Origin of the sequence: Pseudohalioglobus sediminis, assembly GCF_008370495.1 — a bacterium.
Taxonomy (GTDB): Bacteria; Pseudomonadota; Gammaproteobacteria; order Pseudomonadales; family Halieaceae; genus Halioglobus.
The window spans coordinates 366,737-379,044 of the sequence record NZ_VTUX01000001.1 but is presented as its reverse complement, the minus strand read 5'-3'; the positions used below and the strand labels follow the sequence as shown (position 1 = coordinate 379,044).

Below are 12,308 nucleotides of genomic sequence, written 5' to 3'. Positions count from 1 at the left end.
GACTAGAGTTTGCCCTTCAATGCGTACAGCAGCTCCAGTGCCTGCCTGGGGGTGAGGTTGTCCACGTCCAGTGCTTCCAGTTCATCCACCACCGGATGCGGTGCCGGTGTGCTGAACAGGTCGACCTGGGGCGAGGAAGGGGCCGCGGGCGTGGCGGGGGGGGGAGCCGTTGCAGGCTGCGCTTCAGCCGGCCGCGCCTGAGCTGGCCGCGCCTGGGCCGGCCGCGCCGCCTCCAGTTCGTGCAGTTTTTCCCCGGCTGCCTGCAGCACCCGCGCGGGAATGCCGGCCAGCTTGGCCACCTGTAAACCAAAACTGCGGTTGGCCGGCCCTTCCTGGATGTGGTGCAGGAAGACGACGTGGTCCTGGTGTTCGGTGGCGTCCAGGTGCACGTTGGCCATGGTGGGGCAGATCTCCGGCAGGGCGGTCAGCTCGAAGTAGTGGGTCGCAAACAGGGTGAAGGCCTGCACCTGCTGCGCCAGCTCTACCGCGGCCGCCCAGGCCAGGCTGAGTCCGTCGAAGGTGCTGGTGCCGCGGCCGACCTCGTCCATCAACACCAGCGAGCGCGGCGTGGCGTTGTGCAGGATGTTTGCGGTTTCGGTCATTTCCACCATGAAGGTGGAGCGGCCTGAAGCCAGGTCGTCTGATGAGCCGATGCGGGTGAAGATGCGATCCAGTGGCGCCATGCGCGCGGCACTGGCGGGCACGTAGCTGCCGATATGGGCGAGCAGGGCGATGACGGCGTTCTGGCGCATATAGGTCGATTTACCGCCCATGTTGGGGCCGGTGATCAGCAGCATGCGGCGCGATGTATCCAGCAGGGCGTCGTTGGCGATGAAGGGCTCCTCCAGTACCTGCTCCACCACCAGGTGGCGGCCCTGGTTGACCTCGAATACCTGTTCCTCGCAGAACTCCGGGCGGCAAAGGCTGAGGTTTTCCGCGCGCTCTGCCAGGCAGGCCAGTACATCGATCTCCGATACGGCGGCGGCGGTGTCCTGCAGTGACGCCAGTTGTTCGTTGAGCCGTTCCAGCAATGCCTCGTACAGCGCTTTCTCGCGGGCCAGTGCCCGGCTCTTGCTGGACAGGGCCTTGTCCTCGAACTCCTTCAGCTCCGGCGTGATAAAACGCTCGGCGTTCTTCAGCGTCTGGCGGCGGATGTACTCGGCGGGCGCTTTGTCAGACTGGGCGCGCCCGATCTCGATGTAGTAGCCATGCACGCGGTTGTAGCCGACCTTCAGTGTGGGTATGCCGGTAGCCTCACGCTCGCGTCGCTCTATTTGCAGCAGGAAGTCGGCCGCGCCGGTGCTGATCTGGCGCAGTTCGTCCAGTTCGGCATCGTAACCGTCGGCAATGACGCCGCCATCGCGGATCACCACCGGCGGGTTTTCAATGAGGGCCCGATCCAGCAGTTCCACCAGTTTCGGGTACTCGCTGGCGCGGCTGCTCAGTTCTGCCAGCAGTGGCGCGTCGCAGTGACCCAGTTCGGAGCGCAGGGGCGGCAGTGCCGCCAGCGAGGCGAGCAGGCGCGTCAGGTCCCGCGGGCGCGCGCTGCGCAGGGCAACCCGGGCGAGGATGCGCTCCATGTCGCCGATGGGTTTCAGGGCGCTGCGCACTGTCTCATAGTGATAGTTGGCGCACAGGGCACCAATCGCATCCTGCCTGGCCTCCAGTGTGGGGATATGGGTGAGTGGCCGGTGTAGCCAGCGCCGCAGCAGGCGGCTGCCCATGGCGGTCACGCCCTTGTCCAGTACAGCGTAAAGCGTGTGTGTGTCGCCGCCCGCCATATTGACGTCGATTTCCAGGTTGCGGCGGGTAGCCGCGTCCAGGATCACGCTCTCTTCTCGGCTCTCGTGGCCGATCGCACGCAGGTGCGGCAGGCTCGAGCGCTGGGTGTCCTTGACGTATTGCAGCAGGCAGCCGGCCGCGCCCAGGGCCAGTTCCAGGTCGTCGCAGCCGAAGCCGCGCAGGTCGTGGGTCTGGAACTGTGTGTTCAGTGCGCGCCGTGCGCTCTCGCTGTCAAATTCCCACTCGGGTTGGGCGCGGGCACCGCGGCGGCCGGTAATCGCAGTGTGGCCGATCGTGTCGCAGTAGAGGGTCTCGGCGGGGTTCAGGCGCTCCAGTTCCCCGCACAGGGCCTCGTCGCCGCTGACTTCCAGCACGCGGAAGCGGCCACTGCTGAGGTCCAGGTAGGCGATACCGTAATCATTCCCGTGCTGGGCGATGGCGAGCAGCAGGTTGTCTACCCGCTCCTCCAGCAGGGCCTCGTCAGACAGGGTCCCGGGCGTGACTACACGCACCACTTTACGTTCTACCGGCCCTTTGCTGGTGGCGGGGTCGCCGATCTGTTCCGCGATGGCGACCGAGACGCCCGCTTTCACCAGCCGGGCCAGGTAGCCCTCGGCCGCGTGAAAGGGCACGCCCGCCATGGGAATGGGTTCACCGTTGGACTTGCCGCGCGCGGTGAGGGTGATATCCAACAGTTCCGCCGCCTTTTTGGCATCGTCGTAGAACAGTTCGTAGAAGTCGCCCATGCGGTAGAACACCAGGTCATGCGGGTGCTCGGCCTTGATGGCCAGGTACTGCACCATCATCGGGGTATGACTGGATTTACTCGCTTTGTCGGTCGTTTTCATTTATCTGCGGCAACTCACGCTGCCGGGGCAACAGGCGTCGGACTGGTTATATTTTGTCGTGCCAGGGCGCGTGCCCGGCGAGAACACGCATACTAACATCGAATTCGGTTTCGGTGCGCACTGCCATCCGCCCGCACACCGGGGTAAAGAGGTCGGCGCCCTGGCCACAGTATGCAGAGGGTTGGATTCCGGCTGCTGCGACTTGCGCTACACTCACACCACGCCTTCAATACTATGGCGGCGCTCAGGTGAGCGTCGTACAGCGCGCACCCGGTCTACACCGGGACCGGGTGCCCAACCATCACACGAGGGAGATTGACATGGCACTGGACATTATCGGGGCAGGCTTCGGCCGCACTGGCACGATGTCGCTGAAAGCGGCGCTGGAGCAACTGGGCTACCCCTGCTACCACATGGTGGAATGTTTCCCGCGTGGCCCCGAGCACTGGCGACTCTGGGAGCAGGTGGGCCAGTCCACACCCGACTGGGATGCGATTTTTGAGGGCTTTACCGCAACCGTCGATTTTCCCGCCTGCACCAGTTATGGCGCCCTGGCCAGTTACTACCCTGATGCCAAGGTTGTGCTGACGGTGCGGGCCCCGGAAAAGTGGTACACCTCCGTACAGAACACCATTTTCCAGAAAGAGTGGATCGATTTCCTGCCCGGCACCGATGCCGGTGCCTATATGAAGGCAACCATCGATGACTACTTTGATGGTCGCATGCACGACCGTGATCACCTGGTGCGACGCTTCAACGAACACGTCTCCAGCGTGAGGGAGAACATTGCGCCGGAGCGCTTGCTGGTGTTCGAAGTGGCCGATGGCTGGGAACCACTCTGCGAGTTCCTCGAATTGCCAGTGCCGGATATGCCCTTTCCCAACGTCAACGACACCGAGGCAGTGCAGGGTATCATCAAGGCCATCATGGAAAACGGCTTCCAGGCGGTGCTCGGTTACAAGGGCTAGCAGGCAGTTCCCGGGCGGGCCACGTTAGTTGCCCGCAGCACACCAGGGCGGCTATAAAGTTGGCGTGCTCCAGTCCTCGGAAGCCGGCCATTCGATTTACCTCGCCCTTGGTTTTCAGGACGTTGGCGAAGTGCATATGTTCACGCACATGCCTGCGGTGACGGCGTAAACCTCAGCAGGGGAGGGCGGCCCAAGGCGCGTTCAGCGCCACTGCATGTGCATTGGCAGCAAACCCTGCTTTGCCGTGGCGGAGCGTGTTGGTGTGCCCCGGCCCGCGAGATCAAGATTGGCAAAGATTTCCAGGTAAGCGACTAATTTCTCCCGCGCTTGCAACTGATCCTGAAAGGGGCCCTCGATGCCTTCCCGGGTGTTGAAGTACCATTCGCCACAAATCTGGAAAATACGACCATTCTGGCTTATATCGCTGTAGCTGCTCACGATAGCCTCCCCATCTTTTTTATTCCGCTCGGACTCTTATTGTGGTTGGCCACGATTCTCAATCAATAGATGGCGTGACCAAGATGGGTAAGCATCGACAGGTCCTGAATTCGCACCGGGCTAGGGCTGCCCTTCGAAATACCACGCCTGATTTGACGTTTTTGCGCGGCCAAAGTCGTATCTGATGCCGCCATGTCAGATTGTCAGGATTCGCTTACTTTCACCTGTGCGCAGGCGAAGCATGACCGAGCTCCTGGCTAATACAGCCGTCCGCCAACTTTGCCACAGAGCACGGTCAGTTTTTGAAATGAACTAATGATCACTTCTTGTGTGGCTGATCATCATGAGCCTGGAGATTCCCGTGGGTCAGGGGGACCGGCGGCCAGATTTCCAGGACTGGGTTATCCTCATTTCCTTTTTCCCAGATCTTGATGCCCATCCTGTCGTTCGTGCCCGGTTCGCCTGCATCGATGAGCTTAAACCTGACTTCGTAGCCTCCGACAGTGTTAAAACGACCACTGCCCCGGCCTTGAAATGTATCGATTCGCGCACGCGGAGGAGCCTGCTTGATTTCGGGGTCATCAGAGCAGAAAGCTGTGTTCAAGTGTTCTTCCATATGAAACCGATTCCCCTGCCAGTTGATTTGCAGATTATTGGAAAGCAGCTTGTCGCAGTGCAGGGTTAGCCCTCGGGTAATCCTGACTCCATCGACCACTTGCAGGCCTCCACCGGTGAAACGTCCGGGTAAATTACAACCACAGGATTCTTCCTCAGTTGTTGCCTGAGCCTGCTGTTTGGGTTTCTTCGCGTGGTCGGGTTTTTTCGCGTTGGCGATGCCAGGGGATATCATTTGCAGCGCAACTAACACGCCGGTTGCTATCAGTGTATTCCGCGTATTCAACATAACTCTGTTCCTCTTTTGGCAGGAATGACGGCGGAAAGACCACCATGGTGGCGATCCGGCGATCCGGCGATCCGGCGATCAAATTTTGAACGATCACATGTTGTATAGTTGGCGCTTTCTGGCCAGTCAATCGGGAAATGTGAACTGGTTCACAACAGGTCGAGAATAAGCGAACTGATGCTCATTTCGGGAAGCAGGCGGCGCTTTCCGGGTCTAATCGAAGCTTTAAGATGTATGGTCATGCGACCATGAGCATGCCAATAATGCGAAAAACAGCAACGCTTCGCTGCTCGCGAAGCGAAAACCGGGCCTGACGCAGGGCAGGACATGACAGATAACACCCGACCGCTGATCCTGGTTTTTGGCGCCAGCGGTTACATCGGCACCAACCTGGTTCCCCATCTGCTGGCCGGCGGCCACCGGGTGCGGGCTTGCGCCCGCAATCGCAAGGTGCTGGAGGCCAGGGGCTGGCAGGATGTGGAATACTTTGAGGCCGATGCATTGTCACCGGCAACGCTGCCACAGGCGCTGGCTGGTGTGGATGTGGCCTATTACCTGGTGCACTCCATGGCGGCGGGGAAGAACTTCGGGCGCCTGGACCTGGAAGCCGCGGCGCACTTTCGCGACGCCGCCGTGGCCGCCGGTGTGCGCCGCATTGTTTACCTGGGCGGGCTGATCCCGGAGCAACCCGAATCCGAACACCTGCAATCGCGCCTGGAGACCGGGGATTGCCTCCGGCAGGGTACGGTACCGGTTACCGAGGTGCGCGCCGGTATGATCGTTGGCCCTGGCTCGGCCGCGTTTGAGGTCATGCGCGATCTGGTCAACTACCTGCCGGTCATGGTGACGCCGCGCTGGGTTGAGTCACGCTCACCACCAATCGCCCTGCGGGACTTGCTGGTCTACCTCGAACGGCTGGCGTTCATCGATGCTGCAGCGGGGCAGACCTATGACGCGGCCGGGCCGGATGAGTTGACCTACAGGGATATCATGCAGCGGCTGGCGCGGATGCTCGGCAAGTCACCGTTGATCATGCCGGTACCGGTGTTGACGCCGCGCTTGTCATCCTACTGGTTGAACCTGGTCACCGCAGTGCCGGTCAATGTCGCCCGCGCGCTGATCGATGGCCTGAAACACGATGTGCTGGCGCAGGCGCAGCCACTGCGGGACCTGGTGCCCATGCCGCTGATGAATCTGGAGCAGTCGATCCAGGCCGCGCTGGATGCCGAGCGCAGCCAGCAATTGCCGGCACACTGGGTAGAGGGCTCGCTGCGCTGTCGCAACTACGAGCCTCGCTATGCGTTCTACGCCAAGCGCGCAAGCGGTGATTGCATGACCGATGCGCCGGCGGATGTTGTCTGGGCGCAACTGTGCCGGTTTGGCGAAGCGGGTGATTTCTTTTCGCTGAATGTGCTGTGGTGGCTGCGGCGTGCCGGCGACTGGCTGTTGGGTGGGCCCAGCTTCCGGCGCCAGCGCAGGCACCCGGGCGAGTTGCGCTACGGCGATGTGATCGACTCCTGGCGCGTGATCGGCTACGACCCGCCGCGCAAGTTGACCCTGCTGATGGAAATGAAGGCACCCGGCAGCGGTGTGCTGGAGTTTGAACTCGCCCCTGAAGGCGGCGGGTACCGGTTGACGGCGACCGCCTATTTCCATCCCGCCGGTATCTGGGGGCTGTTGTACTGGTATCCGCTGGTGCCGGTACACCTGTGGATATTCAGGGGCATGACGCGAGAGGTCTGCCGACGCGCCGAGGCGCAGGCGGGCATGGCAAATACACGGTAGGGCTGCCGGCAGTTCATGCGCAGGTTTATTCGAATCATTGGCCTGTTAAATTCGGATTGTATATCGGCCGGGTGGCTTTAAGCTGGCGCAACTTCAACTCAAGCCAGGAAGATCATCGTGAACAATGCCTCCAAAGACAATGCACCGCAGCAACAGGTCGCAACGGCGGTACGCCCGCAAGGAAAAGAGCGTTTCATCGCCTGGATCCAGGACCCAATGGGTGGCGTGATTGCGGCCTCAGTTGCCTGCATCGGCGCGTTCGGTACCGTACTCTCGGGAACCTGGTTGATTCACCTGGCCATGAACTGAGCTCGCCCCAAACTCACGGTTTGACGTTTTCAATGGCGGCTTGACGCCGCCAGTTCCCTGGCTGCAGATCAGCGGCGCAAGTTGCGCGATTGGCGCTGCGGCCGGGGCCGGTTGCGTTCCTGCATGGCGCCGTGATTTCGCGCCCTCTGCGCCCTGTCGAGATCGCGGTGCCGGTCATGCGTGGTCGGCCTGCTAGCGGGTTTCTGCAGATCACGGTTGGACGGTTTGGGGATATCGCGCGTGGCGGGCTTGGGCAGGTCCTGCCTGGCCGGTCTGGTGGCCTCACGCGTTGCCGGTCGATTCAGCTCCGGGTCCTGTTTCCAGCCACCTTTGTCCCGGGACTGCCACTGGTTGTCCTCGTGCTTCAGCACGCGGCCATCGCGGTCTGCGTAGACGTTGTTTTTCAATTTGCTGTTCGAGGTGGCGCGCTTCAGATCACGTTTGACCAGTGACGGATCCGCCTTGCGGTCGCGGTTCTCCGCGCGATTGTACAGGTTGTCCCGGCGCTGCCCGTCGCGATTGAGATCAATGTCGTTGCGGTTGATGCGATCGCCGAAGTCAACGCGATTACCGACGTTGATATTGTTGCCGATATTGATGTAGCCGGTATTGATCACCACCGGCCCGCGATAGCCACCGCCGCCATACCAGCCATGATGGTGGCCGTGGTAGTAACCCCCACCCCAACTCACGCCGAAGTTGAAGAAACCACTGCTCCAGCTAAGGCCGAAGCTCCATCCCGTCCAGGGGTTGTAGCCCACGTTAAAACCCCAGGTGGGTGGCCGCGGGTAATACCAGGGGCCGGGATAGGGGCGGTAGTACCAGCCCGAGCCATACACGGGCACGCCATAATAGGGAAAGGACCACAGGTAGCCGGGGGTGTAGCCGACGTAGACGATTTCGGGAGTGGACTCGTACACATTCACATAGGTGGTGTTGTACACCGGCGAGCTGGGCGGAATTTTCTTGATTTCATCGCTGGGGATGGAATCAGCTACCGCCCATGGCCCGGTGGCCCTGGCCGCCGTGAACCAGACGCCGTTGTCTACTGCGTAGTACTTGCCGTCCACGCGCAACACCTGGGTGCCCGTGTTGACGGCGTAGGCGACGCTGGTGCCGGGTATATCTTCAAACCTGGGCGTGCCTTCGTAGGCTACCTGCAGCGTGGTATCGCGGCTGATGGCCGCGGTTTGTGGAATCTGCGCATCCAGTACCGCGTCTTCCGCCTCGGGGGTGCCGGCTACCGACGTGCGCAGGCCGCCGATATCGGAGGCGGGTGGTATATCCGCAAAGGCGGCTGGCAGTTCATCGGCGGGCACGAAGGTCCAGGGTCCCGATGTGTTTTTGGCGCGAAACCAGCGCCCGGAAAGCAGCAGGTACATGTTGCCGGTAGAGAGGTTACGCAGCCACGGCGACTCTGTGTTGGTCACATAGAGTACCTCGCCGCCGGCGAGTGGTGTCCACTCCGGTGCGCCATCGGTAACGATCAACTCTGTGGGCTCGGTGGCCACCACGATTTCAGGTGGCGTGGGCCAGTTGGGCAGGTCCCCCTCCGGTGCAGGCATGGCCTTGACCAGGTCGGCGGGGGGTGACGAGGTGGCCGTCCACGGGCCCATGGCCGAGTCAGCCTGGTACCAGAGTTTGCCGTTGGTTACGTAGTGTTTGCCGTTGCCGGCGCGCACGACCGCGATCGGTGCGTTTACCACGCGTTGGTAGTTGCTGTTTTCAATATCGGCGTAGCGGGGCTTGCCGTCATAACTCAGCAGCACGGCGAGCTGCTCGCGAAACAGGATCTGCGGCGGGTCGTTGTTCAGCTTCTCGAGGCTGCGCGTCTCCAGCTCAGCCGTGGCCAGGCTTGCGGCCAGGCGCTCCCTGGATATGACGAAACCGGCCTCCGGGATGGCCGCCTCGACTATGGCGGTGAAGCGTTGCTCGCCCGCGTCCCTGGATTCGGGCCAGCGCACCTGGGTGACGCGCAGGTCGCGCACCAGCGCATTGTCGTCATCCGTGTCGCTGTCGACCCGGGCCGTGAACCAGAACGTGCCGAAGATTTGCTCGCCACCGGATTTGGGTACCAGCGCCATCGCCGCCCGGCCGCTCAGCTGATTGCCTTTGAAGGCCTCGGGTTGAGGCTGGTACACGATAATGGTGCCTTCCGCGGCGCTGACTTCCTGGGGCCATTCCAGCGCCCGGGCGTGGAGCGAGGAAAGCAACAGCATTGTGCAGAGAACGTAAAAAGTAGAACGACGGATGATATTCAAGCGGCCCCCTTGATGGCGCGGTAAGTTCAACACCGCCCCGCTGGTGGGCCAGTGCGATGCGGCAGCCAAGCGGCCGCGCATCGCAGTGAGTATAGAAGGGGAGGGCGGACTGTCCAGTGGCCAGCCCGCCTGTTATGCCCTAGCCCTCGAAGGCCTTGCGGGGCTCGGTGACTCCAGGTGCGTCTGAACCCTTGAGGTAGGCCAGCATGGTGTCTGCGTCCGATACCTCGAAGGGGTCTGTCGGGCAGTTGTCGGCGTAGTCCGCTTCGACGAACATTTTCTCGATTTTGCCGTCGTTCACCAGCATGGAGTAGCGCCAGGAGCGCATGCCAAAGCCCAGGTTGGACTTGTCTACCAGCATGCCCATCTTGCGGGTGAACTCACCGTTGCCGTCAGGCAGCAGAAATACGTTCTTGTTGCCGATCTGTTTGCCCCACTGGAACATCACGAACGCATCGTTGACTGATACGCAAACGATGGCGTCCACACCCTGGGCCTGGAACTCATCGAACAACTCCTCGTAACGCGGCAGGTGGTTGGAGGAGCAGGTAGGAGTAAACGCGCCGGGCAGCGAAAACACCACGACTTTCTTGTTGGCGAAAAGTTGCTCGGTGGTGAGGTCTTCCCAGCGGTAGGGATTGGGCCCGTCCACAGACTCATCGCGAACACGGGTTTTGAAGGTAACGTTGGGTACACGTTCTGTCATTGGCATGTCGATCTCCTTTGATCGTGGGTTGTTGCGCATAAATATAGACAATCAATCGCGCTACATCTAATTAAACATCTCTATACATCGCTGCGGCTTTTTACTATCAGTCCGGCGCTGTTACCATGTCCGGCTTCCTACCAGACAGGTGATCAGGCGAATGCGGGCACGGGTGGCCATGAACAGTGTGCGGGTGCGAGGCTGATGGTTGATATCCGCCCGCTGGACCTTATCACCGATTCTCCCTGGTTCAGTGGCTTGCCGGAGCCGGCGCTGCAGCAGCTGGCTGGCGCTGCCTCCATACGCCCCTATCCGCGCGGTGGGCAGATTTACACCGAGGGCGAGGTGACCACGGAGGTGTACTGCGTGGTGACGGGACGCCTGCGGGTGGCGATCTCCAGCAGCGAGGGGCACGACTTTGCCATTGTCGATCTTCGCCATGGCTTCTGGTTTGGCGAGCCGGTGCTGGCCAGCGATGCTCCCCGCGTGACGTCGGTGCAGGCATTGACCAGTGCCGATGTCCTGGTGATACCGCGGCAGGTTGTGCTGGAGGTCGCGGAGGCCTATCCGCTGATGTATCGCAACCTCTTCCATGACCACATCGCGGCCACCCGTAAATTGTACGAACTGCTCAGGAGTATGCTGTTTTACCCGCTGCGGGCCAGGGTGGCCCTGCGCCTGCTCAATTTCGCCGAGGACTACGGCGTCGCGGCCAAGGGCGGCACCTGCATCGATATCAAGCTCACGCAGAACGACCTGGCGCGACTGGCACTCGGCTCGCGGCAGCGAGTGAACAAGGTGCTGCGTACCTTTACCGAGCAGGGCCTGATAGAGACCCGCGACGACCGCGTGGTGATACTCAACAGCGAAGGGCTGGCGGCAGAAGTCGAACCCGGTTAAGGCTGACTGTCGTGCTCGTGGCACCGGGGTGGCATTTTTGGTGCTAGGATGGGCGCATCAAACAATAACAACAGCAAGTGAGTACCCTATGCAGCAAGCCGATGTCAGTCCTGGCGCCGCGCGCTATGGCCTGTTCATGTTAACGCTGGTCTATGCCTTCAACTTTGTCGATCGCCAGATACTGGTGATCCTGCAGGAGCCTATCAAGGTCGATATGGGGCTCTCCGATGCGCAGCTGGGTCTGCTCAGCGGCTTCTCTTTCGCCCTGGTCTATATCACGGCGGGTATTCCCATCGCCTGGTGGGCGGACCGCACCAACCGGCGCAATATTATCGCCGGTGCCCTCACCGTGTGGAGCGGCATGACCGCCCTGTCGGGGCTGGCGCAAAACTACACACACCTGTTGCTGGCGCGGATCGGGGTCGGCATCGGCGAGGCCGGTGGCAGCCCCCCGGCGCACGCCATGATCAGTGACTATTATCCCGCGCACCAGCGCGGTACTGCCCTGGCTATCTACTCCACCGGTGTTCACCTCGGCATCCTGCTCGGGTTCATTGTCGGCGGCGTGGTCAGCCAGTTTTATGGCTGGCGGGTGGCCTTCTTCTCGGTGGGGATACCGGGTATTTTACTGGCGGTTGTCTTTGTGCTCACGGTGAAGGAGCCGTCGCGCGGACGCTGGGATTCGGCCAGCGCCGAGGTCCACAAGCCGACTCTGGCGGAGACGCTGAAAACCCTGTCCCGCTTCCGCTCCTTCTGGCTGTTGGCACTGGCAACCGGGCTTTCCGCGTTTGCCGGCTATGGCAGCGGCAACTTTGCGCCCTCGTTCCTGATCCGCAATCACGGCTTCAGCGTGGGTGAAGTCGGCGTCATCCTGGCCATCGTGAGTGGCGGGGCGGGCATGATAGGTACCTTTCTCGGCGGCTACATTGCCGACAAGCTCGGTCACAGGGACCGTCGCTGGTATCTGTGGGTGCCGGCGATCGCCGGGCTCATTGCTTTGCCCCTGAGCTTTCCCTATCTGCTGCTGGACAATACTGCGCTGGTGCTCGGGTTTTCCTTTTTCCTGAGTATCGCCATGAATACCTACCTCGGTCCGGCACTGGCGATCGCCCACGGCATTGTTCCCCCGGCCATGCGCGCACAGGCGTCGGCAATCCTGTTTTTTGTGCTCAACCTGATCGGCCTGGGTCTGGGGCCGTTGACCGCGGGGCTGCTGAGTGATGCCCTGCAGCCGCATTATGGCGAGGACAGCCTGCGCTATGCCATGTTGGCGATCGCGCTGTTGAGTACACCTTCCATACTGCTGTATTACCTGGCATCGCGGCGCCTGCCCCATGATCTCGCTGCCCGCGAGGAGCTGTCGCCCAGGTGACAGATGTGCCGCTGCCGAGTTGCTAGGATGTGGTC

General features: G+C 61.5%; 10 protein-coding genes. 5 read left to right on the top strand and 5 right to left on the bottom strand.

Annotation, left to right across the window (positions count from 1 at the left end):
* Positions 1-2: 2 nt before the first annotated feature.
* On the bottom strand, positions 3-2,630 hold the full coding sequence (gene mutS / locus F0M18_RS01645) for a DNA mismatch repair protein MutS (protein WP_262500795.1): 2,628 nt from the start codon (positions 2,628-2,630) through the stop codon (positions 3-5).
* A 320-nt stretch (positions 2,631-2,950) separates the two neighbouring features.
* On the opposite strand from mutS, the gene F0M18_RS01640 reads away from it, so the two are divergent.
* Positions 2,951-3,598, top strand: coding sequence for a sulfotransferase family protein (locus F0M18_RS01640; RefSeq protein WP_188109547.1), 648 nt, complete (start codon positions 2,951-2,953; stop codon positions 3,596-3,598).
* A gap of 201 nt (positions 3,599-3,799) precedes the next feature.
* Here F0M18_RS01640 and F0M18_RS01635 read toward each other — a convergent pair whose 3' ends face one another.
* Both F0M18_RS01635 and F0M18_RS01630 read right to left on the bottom strand, forming a co-directional pair.
* Entirely contained in the window at positions 3,800-4,036 is a 237-nt protein-coding gene (locus F0M18_RS01635) for a DUF6316 family protein (protein ID WP_149609635.1), read from the bottom strand.
* A gap of 319 nt (positions 4,037-4,355) precedes the next feature.
* Positions 4,356-4,940, bottom strand: a complete 585-nt coding sequence (locus F0M18_RS01630) for a hypothetical protein (protein ID WP_149609634.1) — start codon at positions 4,938-4,940, stop codon at positions 4,356-4,358.
* Positions 4,941-5,267: 327 nt separating this feature from the next.
* Here F0M18_RS01630 and F0M18_RS01625 point away from each other — a divergent pair, with 327 nt between their 5' ends.
* Both F0M18_RS01625 and F0M18_RS01620 read left to right on the top strand, forming a co-directional pair.
* Positions 5,268-6,725, top strand: a complete 1,458-nt coding sequence (locus F0M18_RS01625) for an SDR family oxidoreductase (protein ID WP_149609633.1) — start codon at positions 5,268-5,270, stop codon at positions 6,723-6,725.
* Positions 6,726-6,842: 117 nt separating this feature from the next.
* The gene (locus tag F0M18_RS01620; protein ID WP_149609632.1) at positions 6,843-7,034 is read left to right on the top strand and encodes a hypothetical protein; all 192 of its coding nucleotides are present in this window, start codon (positions 6,843-6,845) and stop codon (positions 7,032-7,034) included.
* A 68-nt stretch (positions 7,035-7,102) separates the two neighbouring features.
* Here F0M18_RS01620 and F0M18_RS01615 read toward each other — a convergent pair whose 3' ends face one another.
* Positions 7,103-9,295 carry a carbohydrate-binding family V/XII gene (locus tag F0M18_RS01615; RefSeq protein ID WP_262500794.1) on the bottom strand — a complete coding sequence of 731 codons (2,193 nt, stop codon included), beginning with the start codon at positions 9,293-9,295 and terminating at the stop codon, positions 7,103-7,105.
* Between the two features lie 139 nt (positions 9,296-9,434).
* Positions 9,435-10,001 carry a peroxiredoxin gene (locus F0M18_RS01610; RefSeq protein WP_188109581.1) on the bottom strand — a complete coding sequence of 189 codons (567 nt, stop codon included), beginning with the start codon at positions 9,999-10,001 and terminating at the stop codon, positions 9,435-9,437.
* Positions 10,002-10,205: 204 nt separating this feature from the next.
* On the opposite strand from F0M18_RS01610, the gene F0M18_RS01605 reads away from it, so the two are divergent.
* Together F0M18_RS01605 and F0M18_RS01600 are read left to right on the top strand one after the other, a co-directional pair.
* On the top strand, positions 10,206-10,901 hold the full coding sequence (locus tag F0M18_RS01605; protein ID WP_149609630.1) for a Crp/Fnr family transcriptional regulator: 696 nt from the start codon (positions 10,206-10,208) through the stop codon (positions 10,899-10,901).
* A gap of 88 nt (positions 10,902-10,989) precedes the next feature.
* Entirely contained in the window at positions 10,990-12,273 is a 1,284-nt protein-coding gene (locus tag F0M18_RS01600) for a spinster family MFS transporter (RefSeq protein ID WP_223177881.1), read from the top strand.
* The last annotated feature ends 35 nt before the right edge of the window (positions 12,274-12,308 follow it).